The 20,951-nt window shown below is 31.9% G+C and carries 29 protein-coding genes; 20 read left to right on the top strand and 9 right to left on the bottom strand.

Annotated features, from left to right (window positions below; all coding sequences use genetic code 11):
* Positions 1 to 579 precede the first annotated feature (579 nt).
* Positions 580 to 1,194, top strand: coding sequence for a TetR/AcrR family transcriptional regulator (locus CLCOS_RS03575; RefSeq protein ID WP_063601989.1), 615 nt, complete (start codon positions 580 to 582; stop codon positions 1,192 to 1,194).
* A 63-nt stretch (positions 1,195 to 1,257) separates the two neighbouring features.
* On the top strand, positions 1,258 to 3,882 hold the full coding sequence (gene ppsA, locus CLCOS_RS03570) for a phosphoenolpyruvate synthase (RefSeq protein ID WP_063601988.1): 2,625 nt from the start codon (positions 1,258 to 1,260) through the stop codon (positions 3,880 to 3,882).
* A gap of 368 nt (positions 3,883 to 4,250) precedes the next feature.
* Here ppsA and CLCOS_RS03565 read toward each other — a convergent pair whose 3' ends face one another.
* The 3 genes from CLCOS_RS03565 to CLCOS_RS03555 all read right to left on the bottom strand — a co-directional run bounded on the left by CLCOS_RS03565 (position 4,251) and on the right by CLCOS_RS03555 (position 8,604).
* The gene (locus CLCOS_RS03565; RefSeq protein WP_063601987.1) at positions 4,251 to 6,200 is read right to left on the bottom strand and encodes an FAD-dependent oxidoreductase; all 1,950 of its coding nucleotides are present in this window, start codon (positions 6,198 to 6,200) and stop codon (positions 4,251 to 4,253) included.
* An 11-nt stretch (positions 6,201 to 6,211) separates the two neighbouring features.
* Positions 6,212 to 7,336, bottom strand: coding sequence for an NAD(P)-dependent alcohol dehydrogenase (locus tag CLCOS_RS03560; protein WP_063601986.1), 1,125 nt, complete (start codon positions 7,334 to 7,336; stop codon positions 6,212 to 6,214).
* Positions 7,337 to 7,416: 80 nt separating this feature from the next.
* A complete protein-coding gene (locus tag CLCOS_RS03555; RefSeq protein WP_063601985.1) occupies positions 7,417 to 8,604 on the bottom strand; it encodes an MFS transporter in 1,188 nt (395 codons plus the stop codon).
* 511 nt (positions 8,605 to 9,115) lie between these two features.
* Between CLCOS_RS03555 and CLCOS_RS03550 the strand changes: the two genes are divergently transcribed.
* The gene (locus tag CLCOS_RS03550; RefSeq protein ID WP_063601984.1) at positions 9,116 to 10,006 is read left to right on the top strand and encodes a LysR family transcriptional regulator; all 891 of its coding nucleotides are present in this window, start codon (positions 9,116 to 9,118) and stop codon (positions 10,004 to 10,006) included.
* A gap of 144 nt (positions 10,007 to 10,150) precedes the next feature.
* Here the strand turns inward: CLCOS_RS03550 and CLCOS_RS03545 are convergent, their stop codons facing one another.
* The 5 genes from CLCOS_RS03545 to CLCOS_RS03525 form a co-directional block, all read right to left on the bottom strand.
* Positions 10,151 to 10,717, bottom strand: coding sequence for a hypothetical protein (locus tag CLCOS_RS03545; protein WP_063601983.1), 567 nt, complete (start codon positions 10,715 to 10,717; stop codon positions 10,151 to 10,153).
* Position 10,718: 1 nt separating this feature from the next.
* The gene (locus CLCOS_RS03540; protein WP_063601982.1) at positions 10,719 to 11,081 is read right to left on the bottom strand and encodes a helix-turn-helix domain-containing protein; all 363 of its coding nucleotides are present in this window, start codon (positions 11,079 to 11,081) and stop codon (positions 10,719 to 10,721) included.
* A 386-nt stretch (positions 11,082 to 11,467) separates the two neighbouring features.
* Positions 11,468 to 13,006: a recombinase family protein gene (locus tag CLCOS_RS03535; RefSeq protein ID WP_063601981.1), complete on the bottom strand. Its 1,539-nt coding sequence runs from the start codon at positions 13,004 to 13,006 to the stop codon at positions 11,468 to 11,470.
* A gap of 80 nt (positions 13,007 to 13,086) precedes the next feature.
* Complete coding sequence (locus CLCOS_RS03530) at positions 13,087 to 13,524, bottom strand: ImmA/IrrE family metallo-endopeptidase (protein WP_063601980.1); 438 nt, start codon at positions 13,522 to 13,524, stop codon at positions 13,087 to 13,089.
* Positions 13,525 to 13,542: 18 nt separating this feature from the next.
* Entirely contained in the window at positions 13,543 to 13,986 is a 444-nt protein-coding gene (locus CLCOS_RS03525; RefSeq protein ID WP_063601979.1) for a helix-turn-helix domain-containing protein, read from the bottom strand.
* A 212-nt stretch (positions 13,987 to 14,198) separates the two neighbouring features.
* Here CLCOS_RS03525 and CLCOS_RS03520 point away from each other — a divergent pair, with 212 nt between their 5' ends.
* Positions 14,199 to 14,408 carry a helix-turn-helix transcriptional regulator gene (locus CLCOS_RS03520; RefSeq protein WP_063601978.1) on the top strand — a complete coding sequence of 70 codons (210 nt, stop codon included), beginning with the start codon at positions 14,199 to 14,201 and terminating at the stop codon, positions 14,406 to 14,408.
* A gap of 354 nt (positions 14,409 to 14,762) precedes the next feature.
* On the opposite strand, the gene CLCOS_RS03515 is transcribed toward CLCOS_RS03520, so the two are convergent.
* Entirely contained in the window at positions 14,763 to 15,164 is a 402-nt protein-coding gene (locus CLCOS_RS03515; RefSeq protein ID WP_063601977.1) for a hypothetical protein, read from the bottom strand.
* 70 nt (positions 15,165 to 15,234) lie between these two features.
* Between CLCOS_RS03515 and CLCOS_RS03510 the strand changes: the two genes are divergently transcribed.
* The 16 genes from CLCOS_RS03510 to CLCOS_RS03450 all read left to right on the top strand — a co-directional run.
* On the top strand, positions 15,235 to 16,245 hold the full coding sequence (locus tag CLCOS_RS03510; protein WP_153042903.1) for a hypothetical protein: 1,011 nt from the start codon (positions 15,235 to 15,237) through the stop codon (positions 16,243 to 16,245).
* Complete coding sequence (locus CLCOS_RS03505) at positions 16,238 to 16,639, top strand: hypothetical protein (RefSeq protein ID WP_063601975.1); 402 nt, start codon at positions 16,238 to 16,240, stop codon at positions 16,637 to 16,639. The genes CLCOS_RS03510 and CLCOS_RS03505 overlap by 8 nt, the downstream gene beginning before the upstream one ends.
* A 12-nt stretch (positions 16,640 to 16,651) precedes the next feature.
* The gene (locus CLCOS_RS22265) at positions 16,652 to 16,825 is read left to right on the top strand and encodes a hypothetical protein (protein ID WP_156496390.1); all 174 of its coding nucleotides are present in this window, start codon (positions 16,652 to 16,654) and stop codon (positions 16,823 to 16,825) included.
* Positions 16,822 to 17,040 carry a hypothetical protein gene (locus tag CLCOS_RS03500; protein ID WP_063601974.1) on the top strand — a complete coding sequence of 73 codons (219 nt, stop codon included), beginning with the start codon at positions 16,822 to 16,824 and terminating at the stop codon, positions 17,038 to 17,040. Before CLCOS_RS22265 ends, CLCOS_RS03500 begins: the two co-directional genes overlap by 4 nt.
* On the top strand, positions 17,033 to 17,224 hold the full coding sequence (locus tag CLCOS_RS03495) for a hypothetical protein (RefSeq protein WP_063601973.1): 192 nt from the start codon (positions 17,033 to 17,035) through the stop codon (positions 17,222 to 17,224). Before CLCOS_RS03500 ends, CLCOS_RS03495 begins: the two co-directional genes overlap by 8 nt.
* Positions 17,221 to 17,484, top strand: a complete 264-nt coding sequence (locus CLCOS_RS03490; protein ID WP_063601972.1) for a hypothetical protein — start codon at positions 17,221 to 17,223, stop codon at positions 17,482 to 17,484. Before CLCOS_RS03495 ends, CLCOS_RS03490 begins: the two co-directional genes overlap by 4 nt.
* Positions 17,481 to 17,630, top strand: coding sequence for a hypothetical protein (locus tag CLCOS_RS22260; protein WP_156496389.1), 150 nt, complete (start codon positions 17,481 to 17,483; stop codon positions 17,628 to 17,630). Before CLCOS_RS03490 ends, CLCOS_RS22260 begins: the two co-directional genes overlap by 4 nt.
* The gene (locus tag CLCOS_RS03485) at positions 17,624 to 17,812 is read left to right on the top strand and encodes a hypothetical protein (protein WP_063601971.1); all 189 of its coding nucleotides are present in this window, start codon (positions 17,624 to 17,626) and stop codon (positions 17,810 to 17,812) included. The genes CLCOS_RS22260 and CLCOS_RS03485 overlap by 7 nt, the downstream gene beginning before the upstream one ends.
* Positions 17,809 to 17,976, top strand: coding sequence for a hypothetical protein (locus CLCOS_RS22255; RefSeq protein ID WP_156496388.1), 168 nt, complete (start codon positions 17,809 to 17,811; stop codon positions 17,974 to 17,976). The genes CLCOS_RS03485 and CLCOS_RS22255 overlap by 4 nt, the downstream gene beginning before the upstream one ends.
* Before the next feature lie 59 nt (positions 17,977 to 18,035).
* Positions 18,036 to 18,536 carry a helix-turn-helix domain-containing protein gene (locus CLCOS_RS03480; protein WP_063601970.1) on the top strand — a complete coding sequence of 167 codons (501 nt, stop codon included), beginning with the start codon at positions 18,036 to 18,038 and terminating at the stop codon, positions 18,534 to 18,536.
* Positions 18,537 to 18,577: 41 nt separating this feature from the next.
* Positions 18,578 to 18,823 (top strand): hypothetical protein, encoded by a 246-nt coding sequence (locus CLCOS_RS03475; protein ID WP_063601969.1) that lies wholly within the window; start codon positions 18,578 to 18,580, stop codon positions 18,821 to 18,823.
* Positions 18,816 to 19,004: a hypothetical protein gene (locus tag CLCOS_RS03470; protein WP_063601968.1), complete on the top strand. Its 189-nt coding sequence runs from the start codon at positions 18,816 to 18,818 to the stop codon at positions 19,002 to 19,004. The genes CLCOS_RS03475 and CLCOS_RS03470 overlap by 8 nt, the downstream gene beginning before the upstream one ends.
* A gap of 6 nt (positions 19,005 to 19,010) precedes the next feature.
* Positions 19,011 to 19,217, top strand: a complete 207-nt coding sequence (locus CLCOS_RS03465; protein ID WP_063601967.1) for a hypothetical protein — start codon at positions 19,011 to 19,013, stop codon at positions 19,215 to 19,217.
* A 10-nt stretch (positions 19,218 to 19,227) separates the two neighbouring features.
* Entirely contained in the window at positions 19,228 to 20,028 is an 801-nt protein-coding gene (locus tag CLCOS_RS03460) for a RecT family recombinase (RefSeq protein ID WP_063601966.1), read from the top strand.
* A complete protein-coding gene (locus CLCOS_RS03455) occupies positions 20,015 to 20,455 on the top strand; it encodes a YopX family protein (protein ID WP_063601965.1) in 441 nt (146 codons plus the stop codon). The genes CLCOS_RS03460 and CLCOS_RS03455 overlap by 14 nt, the downstream gene beginning before the upstream one ends.
* On the top strand, positions 20,456 to 20,951 hold a 496-nt coding region (locus CLCOS_RS03450; protein WP_193756602.1), incomplete at its 3' end, for a PD-(D/E)XK nuclease-like domain-containing protein. It abuts the gene before it with no gap.

Raw genomic sequence — 20,951 nt, 5'->3', positions numbered from 1 at the left:
TGTATATTTATTGCAAATGAGGGCACAATATTAATATTAGAGGTTGATATATACAATCGTGCAAAAGAAACAAAAATAAAAAAATCCTTAGAAACTTTAGCAGAAACAAAAGCAGAGATAGAATTTTTGGTTGTCTGCAAGTGTGAAAGGCGTGTACGTGTGCCAAAAGTAAAATATATAAAAATAAATGATATTAAATTGTAAATAAAATATTGTAAGTATCATGAATTTTTTTAATATACTAAAGCAAGTAAAATCAATAGCTAACATAAATTAAGGTGTCCAATACGTTGGATACCTTTTTTATATATTTTTAAATTTCATATTCTGCTGAATGCATAAAAATATAAGTTATCTTTTTAAGCAATATTATAAAATCTCCCACATTGCTTAAATTCATTTTTTATGAAATTTCATAAGATGCTTTTTATATGAACCAGAATTGCAAGTATCAAATCTTTGACACTTACAGAGGAAAAAACAAATATACAAATTTAGATCAAACTATATTGACCGAATCGGTTTATGAAGGTATAATAATATAAACCGAATCGGTTTATATAGTAAGAAGGTGAAAGTATGGAAAAATTTTTTAGTTTACCTAAGGAAAAACAAAATGTAATTATAGATGCTGCTCTTAGAACCTTTGGAACCAATGGCTATAAAAAGACTTCCATAAGCGATATTGCTACTGCAGCAGGAATATCAAAGGCTATGGTATTTCATTACTTTGGTACAAAGAAAGCATTATATCTTTATCTAGTTAATCTATGCGGCAATATTATGATGACTGTAGTTAATGAAAAGTTTGATAACAGTATTACTGACTTCTTTGACAGAATTAAAATGTCATCTAATATAGAAATCTCCGTAATGAAAAGGCATGCTGCAATACCTTCCTTTTTAACTAGTGCATACTTTGAAAATGATGAAGAGGTAAAAGATGACTTAAGAGATATCTTTAATAGTGGAGATGAATTTAGAAATAGAATAGCTTTTGATGGCGTGGATACTTCTAGGTTTAAAGAGGGGGTGGATCTAAAGTTACTTATGAAAATGCTTCTGTGGATGGCGGATGGGTATACAAAACAGATGTCAGATAAAACAGAAATTAATTTTGAAATTATGCTGGATGAGTTTAACAAATGCTTGGATATGCTTAAAAATAATTTTTATAAAGAAGAATATTTGTAGGATGTATACAAAGTTAACTGTTGAAAGATTTTTTAAATGAATTGTGATGAGAGGGGAATAAAAATGAATTCATATTTATTAGGCTTTAAAGACATTGATAAATCACAGCTTTCAGTAGTAGGAGGAAAAGGTGCAAACCTTGGAGAACTTTCAAGAATTGACGGTATACAAGTTCCTGAAGGTTTTTGTATTACTACTTTTGCCTATAAAAAAGTAGTTGAGAATAATAAAAATTTCAACAGTCTTCTAGAAGAGTTATCCCATCTTAAGGTTGAAGATAGAGAAAAAATATGTGAAATCAGTGGCCAAATTCGCAAATTAATTGAAGACATCACTATTCCCAAAGATATAGAAGAAGGTATAACAACATTTATTAAAAAGTTTGGTGAAAAGAATGCTTATGCGGTTCGTTCAAGTGCTACTGCTGAGGATTTACCTTTGGCCTCCTTTGCAGGACAGCAGGATACCTATTTAAATATAATAGGAAAAGATTCTATTATTCATCATGTTAGCAAGTGTTGGGCATCACTATTTACAGATAGAGCGGTAATATATCGTATGCAGAATAACTTTGATCATCGTAAAGTATATCTTTCTGTAGTTATCCAAATGATGGTTTTTCCAGAGGCTTCAGGAATTATGTTTACGGCAGATCCAATATCAGCAAATAGGAAGGTTGTTTCAATAGATGCAAGTTATGGACTAGGGGAAGCGCTAGTGTCAGGACTTGTGAATGCGGATATCTATAAAGTTAAAGAAAGCAAGATTATAGATAAAAAGATATCTACAAAGAAGATTGCTATTTATGGACTTAAACAAGGTGGAACTGAGCAAAGAGATATTGAGAATCAAAGACAGAATATTCAAACCTTAACGGACCAGCAGATTCTGCAGCTTGAACAAATAGGCAGGAAAGTAGAAAAATATTTTGGACGACCACAGGATATAGAATGGTGTATCCATGAAGGTAATATATATATTGTTCAAAGTCGTCCTATTACTACTTTATATCCTGTCCCAGAAGTTAAAGATGATAAAACTCATGTGTTTTTTTCCTTTGGTCATAGGCAGATGATGACTGAAGCAATGTCACCTTTAAGCATGACCTTCTTTGCAGTTTTGTTTAAGATGATGGTAGATACACCAATGTACTATGCAGGTGGAAGAATATATGTGGACTCATCAAATGAATTAAGCTCACCTATTATGAGGAAATCTTTTGTAAAAGGGCTTGCAGCAGTAGATGTTCTTATGCAGAATGCTTATTACAATATTTTAAAGCGAGAAGATATTATGAATAATCTTCATAAATCAAAAAAGCCAATGGTTTCTATCAAACTAGCTTTCAGGTGGCTTGTTAAAACTATAGAATGCTACAGGAAAAATGATCCTGCCATTGCAGAATTCTATATGGATCGCAGCAGGACTATTATGAAGGATTTGGAGAAGCAGTCACAAAAAATTTCAGGTAATGAGTTATTTGATTTTATTGAGAAGAGTATGACTAAAATAAAGGACAATATGATGGATACTTATGGAGTTGTTTTTGCTGGAGCCTATGCCTCTAGCTGGATTAACAAGAATTTGGGAAAATGGCTTAAGGAAAAGAATCCAGCAGATATGTTAGCTCAATCCGTATCCAATAATGTTACTTCAGATATGGGACTTGAACTTTTAGATGTATCAGATGTAGTAAGAAAGTATCCAGAGGTAATTAAATATTTGGAAAGTCCTAAGGATGAGAGCTTTTTTGAAGATCTTGTTAAACTTCCAGGAGGAATAGAAGTAAAGGATGCAATAAAGAACTTTCTGAAGAAATATGGGATGCGATGTTCTGCTGAAATAGATATAAGCAAAACTAGATGGAATGAAAAGCCAACAATATTGGTTCCATTGATTCTAGGCAATATTAAGGTTTATCCTCCTAATTCTCATGAAATCAAATTCAATCAAGGACTCAAGGAAGCTAAAGAGAAGGAGCAGGAAATTTTAAGAAAGCTTGAAAAGATGCCAGGAGGTAGAGGAAAAGCTAAAAAGGCAAAAAAAGCAATCAGTGTCCTACGTAATTATGCAGGATATCGTGAGTTTAACAAGTATGTCTTAGTCTGGTATGAATGGGTTGTGAAACAGGTTATTATGAAAGAAGCTGAAAGATTAATACAACAGGGGCTTATAAAGGAGGCAAGTGACATATTCTATCTTGAATATGAAGAATTGAGAAAAGTGATTAAAACTAATGAATTAGATTATAGCATCATACAGAAAAGACAAGAAGATTATGAGGTTTACCAAAAGCTTACACCACCTCGTGTAATTACTTCTGATGGAGAGGTTATTTCCAGTCAATATGATATAAGCAAGATTCCTGAGGGTGCCTTAGCAGGGGTGGCAGTATCAGCAGGTATTGTTGAAGGCAGGGCAAGAATAATATTAAAAATCGAAGATGCAAATATTGAAGAAGGTGATATACTAGTTACTACTTTTACTGATCCTAGCTGGACACCAGTATTTGTATCTATCAAGGGATTAGTTACAGAAGTTGGTGGAATGATGACTCACGGAGCAGTTGTTGCAAGAGAATATGGACTTCCAGCAGTAGTGAGCGTGGAAAATGCTACAAAGTTTATAAAGGATGGACAGAGAATTCGTGTAAATGGAACAGAAGGGTACGTGGAAATACTTGAGTAAATTAATATTATTTAGTATTTTCGGGTTATGTGCGACTCAATTTATTCTGATAGCGGATGTTTCTTCACATGAAAGTAGTACAGTGAGCGCGATTAATATCCGAAACTAGAGATATATAATCAATATAATTTAATAATGTACCTAAGTAATGGAGGAAAAGGTCACTATATTAAGGTTTTTAGATCACATGAATTCAATAATAAAAGATACATTTTCAGAAGTTGTGGAAAATTATACTAGAGGTAATGTTCAATAGTTATTTTTATAAACCTACTTCTTAAGCATAGCTAATTTAAAAAGAGACATTTAAACTAAAAATGTCTCTTTTTAAATTAGCATATTTATTTACAAATAGCATTCTATTAATATTAAATATCTAAAGCACCGTAGTAACCACCATGAACTGCTTCTAATACTTTACCCACTTTAACACAATCTCCAATTTGAAAGAATCTAGGTGCGGCATAACGTAAAGCTTCAACAGATCTTGAATTTGGTTTCATACCAGCAGCAACCAAAATAGTATCTGCAGGATATAAAACTTCATTTCCATTTTCATCCACACATAATAAACCTTCATCAGTAACTTCTTTAGCTCTTGTATTTAAGTGCATTTTAACATGTCCTTTCTTTAATGTTACTTCTAAGGCAATCTTATGCATTTCTGATGTATCTGGAGCATAATCATTTCTCATTTCTACAACAGTTACATCTTTACCTAGGCTATCAAGATAAATAGATGTTTCTGTACCTATTAATCCTCCACCTAAAATAACAACTTTATCTCCAACAGCTGGTTGTGATTGATGAATAGCATCTATTCCTACAACTTTATGGCTAGTATCAATTCCTAAGATTGGAGGCACAACAGGTACCGATCCTACCGCACAGATAATTATATCTGCATGCAGCTCTTTTGCTAATTCTGGAGTTAATTCTGTATTTAAACGTACTTCTATATTTGTTTCAACTAATCTCTTTGCTAATAATTGAGAATAGTTAAATAAATCTTGTTTAAATGGAATATATTCTTCATAAAGTAACGTGCCACCTAAACGACTATTCTTTTCAAATAAAATAACTTCATGTCCACGAGCTGATGCTTGTAAAGCTGCTGACATACCAGCAGGACCTCCACCAGCAATCAATACCTTTTTAGGTATTGTTGGAGTAAAAGCAGCTTCATGTTCTCTTTCTCTACCAATCACCGGATTTAATGCACAGACAGTTGTACGTGTTGTCATATATTCACCAAAACAGCTAAAGCAGCGACAGCATTTAGTAATATCATCTTTTCTTCCAGTTAAAGCTTTTTCAGGGAAGAATGGATCAGCCATTAATTGACGCCCCATTTCAACAATGTCTGCTTTACCACTAGCAATTATATCCTCCATCATATCAGGATCGTTTAAGCCACCTAGTGTAGCAACTGGAGTCTTAACATGTTTCTTAATTTCTGCTGCTAAATGAACGTTACATCCATGTTCAATAAAAACAGAAGGATGTGTGATAACAAATGCACCTCTATTTTCATGAACACCTGCAGATACATGAATTAAATCTACTTTACCATCTAATGCTTGAGCAATTTTAACACCATAGTTAATATCATAACCACCTTCAGTATATTCTGCTCCACTCATACGGAATTCAATTGGGAAATTAGGGCCAACTGCTTCACGAATCTTTTCAACACATAATAATGGAAAACGCATTCTATTTTCAAAGCTTCCACCCCATTTATCAGTTCTTGTATTAGTGTTAGGAGACATGAATTGATTTATTAACCATCCATGACCACCATGAACTAATACCATATCAAAACCAGCTTCTTTAACCAAGGCTGCTGCCTTACCAAAACTATCAGCGATTTCAAGAATTAACTCTTCTGGCATTTTATAAACATGTGTGCCATCTGGCCAAATTTCATCAACAGGACCAAAACGTTTAGCTTGTTTATTTGATTGACTGCGGTTACCAGCGTATTTACCGCCATGTGATAATTCCATAGAAGCAAAGCAGTTATGACGATGAATTATACGAGCTAATTCTGTTAATGATGGTAAACTCATGCGAGTGTCTAATAGAATATGTTTTGTATGAGATTTACCCGTAGCACTATGCACAATTCCTTCACTTACTGTGATAACGGCTGCTCCACCCCTTGCTCTTAAACTATAAAAAGCAATGTTATCTCTTGTTAAGTTTTCATCTGGACCGATTTCTGGAATTGAAATTGGAGAACCTATCATACGATTTTTTAATGTTAATCCAGCAATTTTAATTGTACTACCTAAATTGGGATAATATTGATTCATTTTTTTCCCTCCTAGCTTTCCATTTTTAATATAGCTTTAACAACTTTACCTTTATTCACATCTTCAAAAGCTTTATTAATATCTTTAAAATTATAATAAGTAATTAATTTATCAAAAGGGAACATTCCTTTTTTATAGTATTCTAATAATTCGGGAATAAAGATTTGAGGAATAGAACAGCCTTCAACAATTCCTACCAATTTCTTTCCTGCTCCCATTAATTCATTTTCTACGTTAATTGTAAGATCCTGTGTCGCACCTAATACAATACATGTACCTAAAGAACGAGTACAATTTAAGGATTGTCGGACACATGTGCCATTTCCTGTACAGTCAATTGCATAATTTGCACCAATGCGAGTTATTTTTTTCACTTCATCAACTACACTTTCAACTTTACTACTATTGATTGTATGAGTTGCACCAAACTCTTTAGCCATTTCTAATTTAGCATCGATAATATCAGATGATTTTGCTTTAGATGAGCCTCCAACAGCAATAATAGTTGTACATCCCGCAATTTTAGCTGCCATGATAGCACTTAAGCCTACTGAACCAATTCCTGTAACAACAATAGAACTTGCTGGATCTGGCTTCAAATAATTTAAAACCGCACCTGCACCTGTTTGGATACCACATCCCATAGGACCAACCATGTTTAAATCCACATCATCTGGTACAGAAATTAAATTATTGGCATGAACAACTGCATATGTTGCAAATGCGCCTTGTCCAAAGAATGAGGATACGTCTTTACCGTTATAGTGAAGACGTTTAGTTCCATCAAATTGTGTTCCAAAGAAATTTAATTTACGATTTACTTCACAGCCATAAGGATGACCAGAACGACACGCTTCACATGTACCACAATATCCATAAGAAAAACCAACACGATCTCCTTTTTTAAAATTAGTAATACCTGGACCTACTTCTTCAATAATGCCGCAGCCTTCATGTCCAAATACTGCTGGAAGGGGTACTGGTATAATTTGTTGACGTGCAACTTCATCAGTATGGCAAACACCACAAGCTGTTACTTTAACCAATACTTCATCAAATTTTGGAGCATCTAATTCTAGTTCTTTAATTTGAAATGGTTGTCCTTTTTCAAAAACAACTGCTGCCTCAATTTTCATTTTTTATCCTCCTCAAATATTTTATTTTTTAATCCCTTACGGAATTTTGCAAGAATAATACTGAACATTTTAATTTACTTCTACAAATTTGGACTTTTAATAAGCGATATTTTTTTATTTTTCTTAATTCCCCAGAGCAGCATTATTATAGTTAAAATAGCTGCCAGAAGTGCTCCAATAATGAAACAGGTGATTACATTACTGCCTCTACTAATTGCTGCAGAAAGTGGGTTAACAATAAATGGACAAATGAATTGACCAAAATTTTGTGCACATGTTACGGCCGAAATTGCCATACCAGCTGAAAATGTATCTACAGACATTCCAGTATTTATAAAAATACCCGGTAAAGTTGATGCAATAGCCATTCCAAAGAATATGCTTCCCACATAACACATATTCAAATTACTAGCAGATGATATGATCACAAAAGATACTACTAACATCAAACAACCAACTGATGTGGTACAGTTTCTAGCTATCTTTGCTAGTTTTCCATATAATAACCCCATTACAAAACCGCCAGCCGCGAAAAATGCTACTGATAATCCCGCATCTGCAGCAGTTCCAAGTTTCTTTTCTGCTATAAGATAAGATAATGAAACATTATATATTTGAAAATTAATAAACAGGACAAACATGAATATAATCCATCCCCAGGTAGCACTTGTAAATTTTGCTTTTTGTACTACACCTGATGCTGTATCTTTTTTAGGTTTTGTATTAGGAATCATAATTGCCACCAATATTAATGCTAAAACAGCAAGTAGGTGTACATAAAACACATAGTTCCACTGTATGTCTGCCAATTTTCCACCTGTAAATACCATAATAGCTAAACCTACCATTTGACTTGATTGTAATGTACCTTGTACTTTATCTTGCTCAGTTCCACTGAATTCTTCAACAGCAATTGCAGTACTAACAACTTGACATACACCTACGCCAATACCAAGTACTGCCCTCATAACCAAAATAGCTGTGAATGATGTCATGAATGCCGGCGCCACGCCTCCGATTATAAAAATAATAATACCTGCCATAACAATATTTTTCTTTGAAAATGTTTGCATTAACTTGCCTACTACTATGGTTGTAGGAATAATTACGATACATGATATTGAAATTAAATTCTGAATCATTGTTTGTGATAATTCAGGAAACCTAGCCCCAATTGTTGCTAAGGAGCTGGAAATTGCGATAACACCCATCATTAATAATCCAATACCATAAATACCTAATTTAATTTTACCTTTTGTGTTCTCCATAAACTTTTCTCTCCTTTCGTTTTTGAATTTTTAGCTACATACAAAGAGCTATAAGCACTTAACTGAATAGTCATGTTAAAAAATATTAAGGTACCTTTGTTAAAATAGTATCAAAAAATAGCAGCTTCAATCAATTCCAAATATTATGTAACTAATTCAGAAATGGAATAAGAAAAATATTATGGTAGGGGACTAATTAGCATATTTTATCTGATGGCTATCTACTGTAATACTCCAGCTTCTACCAAAGTTGGAGATAACAGTAGCTACGCCCCTAGATAATTCATCTAACTTAGTGGGAGAAACAAAACTCTAAAGAGGAAGCGATTATCACCAAATCAAAGATGTGGAATATCTGCTTTTCCCACTAAGTAAGATTCATTGATAACTATAATAGATACCGGTAGTTGCATTATTGTAATGAATTTTGAAATATTATATAATTAAACTTAGTTCAGAATAAATTGCCTAATTAAAATAATTAATTTAAAAATAAAGCAGGTGAGATATTATGACGGAAGACCAATTGAGGTATTTTGTAACTATAGTAGATACTGGTAGTTACATAGAAGCTGCCTTGGAGCTAAATATTGTTCAATCTTCTATTAGCAAACAGATTCAAGCATTAGAAAATGAATTAGGTATTCAACTTTTTAATCGCCAGCATAGACGTATTGAATTAACAGATGAAGGAAAGCAATTATTACCTCAAGCTAGACAGTTATTAGAAGGATTTTGTCGTTTGAAATATATGGCACAAAAGTTGCAGCCTAGATACAAAAATAGAATAACAGTAATATCTTTGCCTTTTATAGGTTACTTTGGCTTATATGTTCCAATAAATCAATTTAAATTAAAGAATCCTTCTTTCAAAATCAATATTATAGAGTTAGAAGAACCGCAATTATTTCGCAGATTGCTAAGTAATAGTTTTGATATAGCATTAACTTATTGGCATGAACAAAATCTAGCTAATAGTAAAAATTTCTTTATTCCTATTTCTACAGACGAAATCGTTTTAGCTGTTAATAAGGATAACTCTTTAGCCCAATTAAATTATGTTACTACAGAACAATTAAAAAATACTCCTCTTATGCTAATGGAATCTTATACATGCGTAGCTAATCTATGTAAGACTTTCTTTGAAGAACATAGTATTGTTCCTAATATTATATTTAGGGGTAGGCCAGAAACTATTTTTAGTTGTGTACAAGCTAACCAAGGTACTGCTGCTTTAATAACACGTAAACAAGCTAGTTCTTATTTAGCTAATAATGTTGTTTTAATTCCGATTACACCTAGTATTCCGGCTATATTAGGCGCAGTTATTAATAAACATAGTCAAAAAAATCTCAAAGTTAAAGAACTAGTTAATATGTTAATAGGTAGAAATATTAAATGATGAAACATGACTATAACAAGTGAATAATTATAGCAGAGCAAAATCACATGAGTAATTGGATGAGAAGGTTTAAGCCTCTTATTTGATGTTTGTAGAGAAGGAGTAACTGAATAGATGTTCCCATAAAAAACGGTATTTTTATTATTACCACTTAGCCAATAGACCTCCACAAAGAGCATCAGCCAAAGCCGCATCCATTTCAATTTTCCACATCTCATCCGTTTTGTTAAGAGTTATTTTCAAGTTAGTTGTAACCATTTTATTATCAGAATTTTTAATTGCTTCAATAAGTGGATTATCTGCATCTTTATAATGTGGTATATTTTTATATACATTTGATAAATCACGGTTAGTAATTTTCACTTGAGCTGTTGCGACATTTTTGTTTTCATTCACTTTCCCTATATCATAAGAAAAATTGGAAAAAGTACTCTTTATAAGCTCTTTCCCTTTGCCATCTAAATTATTGCCAAAAAGCTTATTATCCTTATATATGAGAACACCTTCCCGCCGCTCTTTATATTGAATAAGTTGATTGAATTTCTTGGAATCCCCATTTTTTAGTGCTTCAAAAGCAATTCGTATAGTTTGTTTGGGAGAGTTTTCTGATGACAAACCAGTCGTTTTATTGCCATCAACTGATAAATTTCCACAAGCAGATAATAAAACTGTAAATACAAAAACAAGTACTAAAAAACATTTTGTTTTCATTTTAATGACCTCCTAAAAATGTTTTTACTAAAAAAGTAAATGTAAAAAGAAACAGAATTGCAATAGCAGAAATACCAGCAATAAATAAAAGTTTATTAAACGTTTTTCCGGATTTAATATTCTCCTTATTTTCTTTAGAATTAATTTCTATTGGCTTACTTATCTGCTCCTTACCTTTTAATAAATAATCCGTACTAACATTATAAATTTCACTTAATTTAATAATATTATTGATATCTGGCTTACCTTGGTTACTTTCCCATTTCGATATTGCTTGTCTTGTTACTCCTAATTTTTCTGCTAACTGTTCCTGCGAATATCCTTCATATTTTCTTAACTTCTGTAATCTTTCAGATATGCTCATTAACTCGCCCCCTCTATTCTTCAATTATATAGAAAATGAAAGGTTGCAGTCTACCAAAAAGTGCTGAAAATTTGTCAACGAAACGTTGCTATTCGTTTTTTTGTTATTGTATACGTATAGTCAATATGTTTATTGGGGACTGAATTCTTTCCACAATTCCGCTTAAGAATTCCAAAACAAAAATCAACTTATGATCCTCCAAATATAAAAAATAAAGCATTTATTGAGTTTTCAAATCAACAAATGCTTTTCTTTTTTATATTTATATTATAATACATTGCACAATTTAAAATCATTTATTTTATAAATTTTCTAGTCTATACTATTTACAATATGGTATTAATAATTATATACTTTCACTAATTACTTTATTCAATAAACTTGTATTAAAAAACCGTACTGGATTCCAGTACGGTCATTATGTATGGTGGAGGCGAGGGACACGATTTTAAATCCACAATAGTATTTGTTTCAATAGTATCTTCATATACAATTACTTTCTTTACATATGTTTGTATTATATGTTTTTGTTCTCCAGGGGATTTTTCTTTTATATCAGCATCTTTTTGTATATAAGCTTTAATTAACTCTCTTGACGGTAAGTTAGTTTTTTCTTGCCTTTTAGCCTCTTCTAATTCCATGGAAATTTTTGATTTTCTAAATTCTAAATTATCCATTTTCTCTTTCATAGATGGATGAAACATACCATTAGCTATAGCATTAACAATATTATCAATTTGAAGCTGTATACTATTTAATTCATTCTCAAATTGTTTTATATCACTTTTTATTTGAGTTGATTGAGTCCCAGCATAGTTAAGTATTTTATCAATAATGTTATCCATTGCTTTGGGAGTGAAAAGATCATGAATTAATTGATTTATTACTGCATCCTCAACAAATTCTTTGTTTATAGATTTTGCATTACAGGTGTGATTTCTTTTACGTGTTGAACATTCATAAGCACAATATAAAGTCTTATTTCTACCTGCATATCTTCTATTACCAACCATAGCACCACCACAATTACCACAAAAAATAATTCCACTTAGTAGGTAAATTTCTTTTGCACTATACGAAGCACTTTTCCTTTTATTAACAATCATCTTATTTTTAACAGTATTCCAAACTTCATCTGATATGATTCGAGGCATACCGCCCTTAATTCTAATGATTTCATCATCTGACTTTGATTTATTATTATTCCGTTTCCCATTAATTTTTTTAGAGCTTCTATTAAATACATAAGTGCCACTGTATTTTTCGTTTGTTAAAATAGAATATATGCTATTTTTACCAAAAGGTTTACCTTTTTTAGTTCTATATCCTTCTATATTTAATTTGTTAATTATTTTAGTATAACTACATCCATTAACATACATTTTGAATATAAGTTTTACGATTTGTGCCTCAGTTTCGTTTATTACATAGGTCTTATCTGGATTAACATCATAACCTAGGGGAGGACTGCCACCTGTATGTTTACATTGTAGCGCTGTTTCTTTCATACCTTTCATAACTTCTCTTGCAAGATTTTTTGAATAATATTCAGCCATACCTTCAAGCAAAGATTCAAGTATGATACTTTCAGGACTTCCGTCCAAATGTTCAAGCACAGAAATAAGCGTTACACCATTATCTTTAAGTCTTTTCTTATAGACAGCAGAATCATATCTGTTACGAGAAAATCTATCTAATTTATGTACTATTACAGCATTAAAGGTTCTCAGCTTGCTATCTTCTACCATTTTTAAGAATTGAGGTCTATCGTCAGTTGTAGCGGATTTTGCCTCATCTATATAAATTTTAGTTATTTCAATGTCATTATGTTTGGCATATTCCTTTATAGCCCTTATTTGGGCATCTATACTTTCTTCTCTTTGATTATCAGACGAAAACCTGCAATATGCGGCTGCCAATATCATAATATCAACTCCTTTAATACAAACTTATGTTCTACTTGAAATTAAAAAAATATATAGTACCTACATGCGTGCCACCTTTCTTAAATCATGTCAAACTTTAATTTTAATAAATCAGGTAGAATATTTTCAGCTTGAGCTATTTCATCTAATGTATATCCTTCGTATTTATTTAAAATATCATCCTGTATCAAGAATTCAGAGGCAAATAAATTAGCTTCTCTTTCTATTTTAGATGTTAAAAACAATGTCCTACTTTTCATAAAATAGCAATTAGTTTTTTCATGTAATACAGCATGTCCTATTTCATGAGCTAATACAACAATTCTTTCATATTCATTTAGGATAGAATTTAAAAATATAGTTTTACTACGGTGTAAGTGCATATATGAGCCAGCGCATGAAGACCCTAAATTAGTTACTACTAAAACAACACCAAGGCATTTAGCTAACTCGTACACGTTGTTTGTCTTATATTTTGTTACAAGAGCCCGTACTATTGTTTTTATCCTAGAGTGCATCCTCAAACATCCCCTTTATTATTTTCTATACTTTTTAGGAGTATATTTTTCTTTGTTTTTTACCTTTATAGTTTTTAAAGCTAATTCGAGGGCGCTCCGAAATAATTCTTTGTCATCTTCTTTCATTTCTATGTCATTATAATAAGTTGGTCCATCTTCTTTTTTATCCAATTTATCCATAATGGAATCAACATCTTTAGCTATATCTCTTAAATCCCTTTTGTTTAATTCAGGTTTAGTATTATTAATATTGTCATTACTTATATTTTCACTATCGAAAAATTCATTTACAGAAACGCCTAAAGCATCAGCGATTTTTTGTAATGTTTCAGTAGATGGATTAGTTTTTATTCCTTTTTCAATATTACTAAGGTAACTCCCACTAATTCCAGCCTTTTTAGCTGTTTCATTTAATCCTAATCTTTTAAATAATCTTATATTTTTTATTTTTTCTCCATTCAATCTGTTCACCCACTTTATAAACAATTATCTTATGGATAATATTATAATCTCACAGTTAACAAAAATCAATAGAAAATAAAGAAAAATTGAGAAATTAGCTGTAAGATAATAATATTTTACTTTTATCATTATCTATGGGATAATATAAGATTAGCGTTATCTGTGAGATAATGATATTATTATCTCACAGATAAACAAAAGGAGGAAATAAGTTGAATAGGATAGATGTAATAAGATTAAAAAAAGGTCTCAGCTATGGTTTTATAGCTAAAGAAGCAGGATTAACACCAGCATATATATGCTACTTAGCTAAAGGCAAAAGAACTAATCCAAGCTTGGAAGCTATGCAGAAAATATCGTCAGCGTTGGGCGAGAGGGTAGAAAGAGTATTTAAACTGAATGAGGAAAGAGAGGTAAGTTAAAAGAATTAAAAAAATAGCAATTCAAAAGTTAGTCATTCCAAAAAAAACTTATCACGTCATATCAAACATATTACATTTCAATAGTGCCGCAATGGCAAATAAAAAATAGGAAGGATGAAAATTAAATGGATTATGTAAAAGTTTTAGAGCACCAGATCGTAGAATTGGAAGAGGTCCAAGAAGAACTAATTAAGAAGGTTACAAGCAGAAAAGAAAATGTTACTTACACAGAAAGAACACTTAATGTTCTTGCAGATACTTCTGTAAGAATAGAAAGTTTGATTCACTCACTTACAAAACTTAAGAAAAAAGAAACCGTTACTAATAGTGATAGCAACGGTTGGAATTTAATTGCTATAGGCAGTAAGGTTGAGAATACCCCAGAGTTTCAAGAGTATGTGCAACGTTCACTGGAAAAAATGCAGTCACACTATCGCAAAAAACAGTGATTTCTGGAACTTTAACAATTTGATTTTGAAAAATTAAAAAACCATCTTCAACAGTAATCATAGAATCATTAGAAGATTGTAATAAATCTTTTGTATTAATTGATGTAATGTGACTTTTCATGCTATCTATTGTTTGAACTAATGTTGTAGAACTTTCGTTGTACTGTAATTTAGTTTTTAACTTTCCAATAATTAAGCCAGATACAGTTAGCAGAGCAACACCATCATCGTTATTAGGATTTTCTTTGTTAAAAAGTTGAGATAAGGTTTCAAAAGTCAAATATTTAGATGAAATAACTTGTGGCATAAAAACACCCCCTTTCAACAAAATTTTACCATAAGGGGACAAACAGTAAAAGGAAGTGAGAAATATAAAGTTGAGTGATATAAAAATTGAAACTGAATTTAAACACTTATTGCCACCACTAACAGAAGAACAGAAATCAGAACTTGAAAAAGACATTATAAAAAATGGCTGCTTAACTCCTTTAGTGGTTTGGAACAACATTTTAGTAGATGGACATCATAGGTATGATATTTGCACTAAAAACAATATACCTTTTGACCTAACAGAAATGGATTTTAAAGACAAGCTTGAAGCTATGGAATGGGCTTGGAGTAACCAAAAAAATAGAAGAAATCTTAACAAATATGAATTAGCTCAAATAGCTCTTAAGTTCAAGCCTGTAATAGAAGCTAAAGCAAAGGAAAATCAATTATCAACTTTGAAGCAAAATACCGTTTTGCAGAAATCTGCGGAACGGACAAAAGATAAAAAGGTTTGCCAGAAATCTGATAAAGGTATTAAGCCTATAGATACTAGAGAAGAATTAGCTAAAATAGCAGGAGTAAGCCATGACACAATTCATAAAGTTGAGGTTATAGAGGAACAGGCTCCAGAGGATATTAAAAAGCAAGTCAAGGCTGGAGATCTGACAATAAATAACGCCTATGTTCTTACTAAGTCAGCTGTAGAGGCTAAAAAGAAAAATGAACAGTTTGAAAAACAATATCAGGAAGAACTTGAAAAAGAGGAACATGAGAAGGAGGAAAAGAAAAAGCAGCAGGAGCTTGAAAAATCATTACCTGAAAATGCAGTTGTACTTGATAAATTCAGAAAAACAAAGGAAAAGCATATTTTTGGGATTGAGGATTTTAATAATCTAACTGAAGAACAATTTGATAAATGCCTTAAACACTGTAAAAAATATCAGGATACTATTTATAAAGTGACAATGTTAAGTACAAGTGAGGATTCATTAATGGCTTGGAACTGTATATTGGAAACTCAGCAGGAAGTCAATATAGAGCTTGAAGATATTGACATGGCACTTAAGAACTTGATGAGAATACAAAACTATTTCAAAGGGGTGAAAAAAAATGAGTAATTATTCTAGTCTTGAAAAAAAAGCAAGGGAAGTAATACTTGAGCAGATGGACGAACTTGGAGAAATAACAACGGATGCTGTAATGGAATTAATAAGGCCACATTATATTTTTGATATTAAAAAGCTCAGGAATCAAGCTTTGAGGCGAACTGCCAATAGTTTAATGAGAAGGTATAAGGATGATAAGGGGATAAGAACCTGTTTTAATTACAAGGATGATGGTGTTTCTAAATATGTGAATGTAGATAAAACTAAAAATCTTAATGCTCTTGAGGCTATAGAAAGCCAATTAAATAAGAAATATAAGGGGTTGAATGAATCTAAGAAAAAAATAAAAGCTAGGAGGCAAATACTTTCTGGTCAGTTATCCATAAAAGATATTGAAGTTAAATAATTAGGGGATGTGATGAATTTGTATAAACTTACAAGGAAAATACTTGATAGAAAAACAGGTAAATTAGTCAGCTCTCAAATAATAGAAAACGTTGATATGTCTGAAGAAGAATATTACAAACCTATAGTAGAAAGTGTTACTAAAAAAATCATGAATGATTTAATAAAGGCAGGTGATACAAAATGATTAAAATAATTTCAGAAAAAGAAGCAAGTAAGGTAATTGATACTAGAAAGCCTATAGGTCAGTTTTTAGTATTGGACAAGGTAGGATTTACAGCCATAGACAATCAGACAGGAGACGCATGGACAGAAGGTTTTAAAGATTTAAACGATTGCCTTAAGTGGTTACAAGGATATAATAGTTTGGAGAATTTTTTGGAGGTGATTAATCATGAATAAGGACAAGCCATGGTATAGGCAGTCAGTAGAAAGCAAAGAATTCAGGAAAGGTTTGAATGAGACCAAACTTTTCAGATTGTATATGTTGCTTGCAAGTTTAATTAAGGAAGAAAGAGAAGGTCAGAAAGTTAGCACAAGGATTGCAATAGTTAGGAAAGAAATTGAAAGGAGGAAAAAGAGTTGAATGAGAATTGGTATGCCTTAATAATAGCAAGCCAATTTCCGGTTACTGTAGAGCAGGCATTTCAAATTTTAGATGCTGGAAAGAGAATTACAGGCAGAAAGGAAAAGTATGTAAAGCTGACAACCAAAGATTTAATGGAAATGGAAAGATTAAGAGGTCAAGGTCTCACATACAGAGCTATTGGTGAAATGTATGGAATGAGTATGAATGCCACATTTAGGAGGTTAAAGGCATTTAGAAAGAAGGTGAAAAGGAATTGAAAAAATTTGGTCGAGTAACAAAGATAATGAGAAAGGAAGTGATACAGCTTAAGGAACAGGGAGAATCATATAGAAACATAAGCTTAAGAACAGGAGTTCCACAAAACTATATAGCCAAAATACTAAAGGAGGTCAGATCATGCTAAGAAAATTATTTGAGAATGGAGGCATTGAAGTAAACGACCAGGAGTTTAAAGAAATTTTACAAATAACAACGGATGATATAAGGGAGAGCCGCATTAAGTTTGGTAAAAGGACAAGCTTAAATGAAGTATCTCGTATAGCTCTAAGAGCTTATAAGGTAATAAAGAGGGTGGTGGTAAGTTGATTTATTGTAAGGTTGGAAGATACCCAAGGGGGTTAAAAGAAGCTTTATGTTGTATTTATTGTACAAAAAATAAAAATTGCCCTAATGCTTGTAAGAGCACAAATAGTGCCTGCAATCTTAGTTTTGAAGTAAAAAAAGAACCCTTTGCAGAGGGTCAAAAATAAAAAATTCGATAGTTCAATCTTAATATAGGATTGGAAATAAGTCAAATGGAGGAATGGAAATGAAATTTTATGAAGACGAGACTTTAGAAAAAATAGGATACGATTTTTATTGTGATATTGCAATAAATATTGTTAATAAAAGAAAAGAGTTGGGGTTAACTCAAGGAGAACTAGCTAAAAAAGCAAAAATAAGATTAAGCAGATTGAGTAGAATTGAGGCTGTTCAATATCGCATAAGGCTTGATGAAATTGAATGTTTGGCGAAAACGTTAGATGTGACTGTTAATAATTTAATCAATTCAGAAATAGATAGTCAAGTTGGCGATTGTCTGTACCTTGTGTATATGGAAAATTGTGAAAATTTTAAATTATATTCAAGAGCTAGTAGCAAAAGAATGGCTTTTTTAAAACTTGAGAAAAAGCTAAATGATCAAAGACTCACATGGTTCAGTACTCCAAGAACTAGAGTTTTTGTTAAATTAGTTGGCGTACCTGTAGTTAAGCAAGAATTAGAGGATAAGTTACCTAGGTTTAAAGAAGACCAAGAGGTTGAAAAATAGAAGATTCAAAAAGTACTTAAAAATTAAATGGAGGAATGAAAATGAAAAAATTAAATATAAAGTCAGAAAATTGTTTGTTAGAAGTAAATGATTATGGTGCAAGCATAAACGGTATAGACCTAGGAAAACTTGTTAGGAATAACCTTCCTAAGTTAAAGAATTATAAGGACTATCCTGTAAAGTTGAATTTATCTATAGAGCTTTTAGGTAATGAAGAACTGGAAATTGATCCTACAGGGTATGAAATACCTTACGAAATGCCCAAAGAAGCTGAAGAAAATGAGTAAGTCAGCAAATGAGATAAACAGGCCATTTACAGCATTAGTGGCAACAATTAATAGCCAAATTCAAATGCTGAATGTTGCAGGGTACAAGCTTTATGATGTTGAGAATCCTGAATATTATATTGAAAAGGTTGCTTATGATCCACAGGATGATGAATTGAAATTTACTTGTAAGGAGGATTGATATAGCATGGATCATTTGAAATTTAAGATATTACACATCACAAGACATTCAGATGTAACTTGCATCACAGCTGAATGTCTAAAGGATGGCGAGGTTTTTGAAATAAGTATGCTAACTCTTTCTATGGGCGATAGAGATTTTATAAGAAACACATTAAAAGATCGTTATTTAGAAACAGTTGGAAAGGACATAAAAGAAGAGGAAATAATTTAGGAGGGATAATATGGCAGATAAAAAAATGGTGGTTTTAAGTGAAAGCCACACAATGTTAAATAAATTACTAGAGACTAAGCAGGAGGCACTACCAAAGGATTTTAATAAGGCGAGGTTCTTACAGAACTGTATGACGGTCTTACAGGATACTAAGGGGATTGAACAATGTCAACCTATAACTGTAGCAAGGACAATGCTAAAGGGTGCGTTTCTAGGGTTAGACTTCTTTAATAAGGAATGTTACGCAATACCATATAAAGATAATTTGCAATTTCAAACAGATTATAAGGGTGAAATTAAACTTGCTAAAAAATACAGCTTCAGTCCAATAAAGGACATATACGCCAAAATAGTAAGGCAGGGTGACGATTTTCAAGAGGCTATTGTTAATGGCCAACAAACCATAAACTTTACGCCAGTACCATTTAACAATGGTGAGATTATAGGGGCATTTGCAGTGTGCCTCTTCCAAGATGGAAGTATGCTTTATGAAACAATGGCCAAACAAGAAATTGAGAATACAAGGAAGAACTTTTCTAAAGCTCCAAACAGCCCAGCATGGACAAAGACACCAGGGGAAATGTACAAGAAAACCGTACTCCGAAGATTATGTAAGCTTATAGAACTTGATTTTGATAGCGTTGAGTGTAAAAAAGTTTACAATGAAACTTCCGATTTTGAGTTCGAAAATCAACAACACGAGGTTTCAAACTTTGATAAAAAAGATATTGACGAGGATAAAATAGTTGAAGCTAATGCAGAGGTTGAAGAAGATGTTTCCGAGGTAGGTGAGAACGTTGAGGGAAATTAAATTTAGAGCATGGCATAAAGAAAAACATAAGATGTTTGGAGTTCAGAAAATGAGCTTTAAAACAGGAAAAATATTGCCTTATGGTTGGAATATGGAACATGATGGCGTTGAATTTGAATTAATGCAATATACAGGGCTAAAAGATAAAAATGGTAAAGAGGTTTTTGAGGGTGACATAGTAAAAGAACAAAATATGTTATCAGTTTGTATATTCCTTGATGATATAGGAGCATATGCTTTTATTCCTATTGAATTATATAAGCAAAACAGAAATGATTTATATTTATATTCTAATTTCCATTTAGTATATAACCTATTTGAAGAATATGGTACAGATTGTTTCTTTGATAATGATGTACCACACAAATATGTCGAAGTTATAGGTAATATCTTTCAAAATCCAGAACTTTTGGAAGTAGGTGAGTAAATGCCAGTAACTAAAGAAAATTATTTTACACCAGAAAATGACAAAGAATATATGTCCGTGAGCTTGTTTAAGTCCTTTAAGAAGTGTGAAGCCAAAACAATAGCAAAGCTCAATGGTGAATGGGAAGACGACAACAAAGACGCTCTTTTATTAGGTAGTTATGTTCATGCATGGAGTGAAGGAACTTTAGAAGAGTTTAAAACCAAACACCCTGAAATGTATTCTTCTAGGGGCAAAACTAAAGGCCAACTAAAATCAACATTTTTAATTGCGGATAAAATGATTAATACTCTAAAGGATGATGAATTAGTTAAACAAGCAAGAGAAGGCCAAAAGGAAGTTATTCAGACAGCAGAGCTTTTCGGAGTTCCATGGAAAGCCATGTTTGATATATATAACCCTCAGAAAAAAGTTATCGTGGATTTAAAGACTACAAGGAATATTCATTCAAAGTTTAATGGAAATGAGAATTTCATAACACACTATGACTATTTAT

Origin of the sequence: Clostridium coskatii, assembly GCF_001675205.1 — a bacterium.
GTDB lineage: Bacteria > Bacillota > Clostridia > Clostridiales > Clostridiaceae > Clostridium_B > Clostridium_B ljungdahlii.
Note: the sequence above shows the minus strand (reverse complement) of the source record. Positions and strands in the feature narration are given on the sequence as shown.

Coding starts and splice junctions, on each gene's coding strand:
- CLCOS_RS03575 (WP_063601989.1), top strand. CDS start 580: ATGGAAAAATTTTTTAGTTTACCTAAGGAAAAACAAAATGTAATTATA.
- ppsA (WP_063601988.1), top strand. CDS start 1,258: ATGAATTCATATTTATTAGGCTTTAAAGACATTGATAAATCACAGCTT.
- CLCOS_RS03565 (WP_063601987.1), bottom strand. CDS start 6,200: ATGAATCAATATTATCCCAATTTAGGTAGTACAATTAAAATTGCTGGA.
- CLCOS_RS03560 (WP_063601986.1), bottom strand. CDS start 7,336: ATGAAAATTGAGGCAGCAGTTGTTTTTGAAAAAGGACAACCATTTCAA.
- CLCOS_RS03555 (WP_063601985.1), bottom strand. CDS start 8,604: ATGGAGAACACAAAAGGTAAAATTAAATTAGGTATTTATGGTATTGGA.
- CLCOS_RS03550 (WP_063601984.1), top strand. CDS start 9,116: ATGACGGAAGACCAATTGAGGTATTTTGTAACTATAGTAGATACTGGT.
- CLCOS_RS03545 (WP_063601983.1), bottom strand. CDS start 10,717: ATGAAAACAAAATGTTTTTTAGTACTTGTTTTTGTATTTACAGTTTTA.
- CLCOS_RS03540 (WP_063601982.1), bottom strand. CDS start 11,081: ATGAGCATATCTGAAAGATTACAGAAGTTAAGAAAATATGAAGGATAT.
- CLCOS_RS03535 (WP_063601981.1), bottom strand. CDS start 13,006: ATGATATTGGCAGCCGCATATTGCAGGTTTTCGTCTGATAATCAAAGA.
- CLCOS_RS03530 (WP_063601980.1), bottom strand. CDS start 13,524: ATGCACTCTAGGATAAAAACAATAGTACGGGCTCTTGTAACAAAATAT.
- CLCOS_RS03515 (WP_063601977.1), bottom strand. CDS start 15,164: ATGCCACAAGTTATTTCATCTAAATATTTGACTTTTGAAACCTTATCT.
- CLCOS_RS03505 (WP_063601975.1), top strand. CDS start 16,238: ATGAGTAATTATTCTAGTCTTGAAAAAAAAGCAAGGGAAGTAATACTT.
- CLCOS_RS22265 (WP_156496390.1), top strand. CDS start 16,652: ATGAATTTGTATAAACTTACAAGGAAAATACTTGATAGAAAAACAGGT.
- CLCOS_RS03500 (WP_063601974.1), top strand. CDS start 16,822: ATGATTAAAATAATTTCAGAAAAAGAAGCAAGTAAGGTAATTGATACT.
- CLCOS_RS03495 (WP_063601973.1), top strand. CDS start 17,033: ATGAATAAGGACAAGCCATGGTATAGGCAGTCAGTAGAAAGCAAAGAA.
- CLCOS_RS03485 (WP_063601971.1), top strand. CDS start 17,624: ATGCTAAGAAAATTATTTGAGAATGGAGGCATTGAAGTAAACGACCAG.
- CLCOS_RS03480 (WP_063601970.1), top strand. CDS start 18,036: ATGAAATTTTATGAAGACGAGACTTTAGAAAAAATAGGATACGATTTT.
- CLCOS_RS03475 (WP_063601969.1), top strand. CDS start 18,578: ATGAAAAAATTAAATATAAAGTCAGAAAATTGTTTGTTAGAAGTAAAT.
- CLCOS_RS03470 (WP_063601968.1), top strand. CDS start 18,816: ATGAGTAAGTCAGCAAATGAGATAAACAGGCCATTTACAGCATTAGTG.
- CLCOS_RS03465 (WP_063601967.1), top strand. CDS start 19,011: ATGGATCATTTGAAATTTAAGATATTACACATCACAAGACATTCAGAT.
- CLCOS_RS03460 (WP_063601966.1), top strand. CDS start 19,228: ATGGCAGATAAAAAAATGGTGGTTTTAAGTGAAAGCCACACAATGTTA.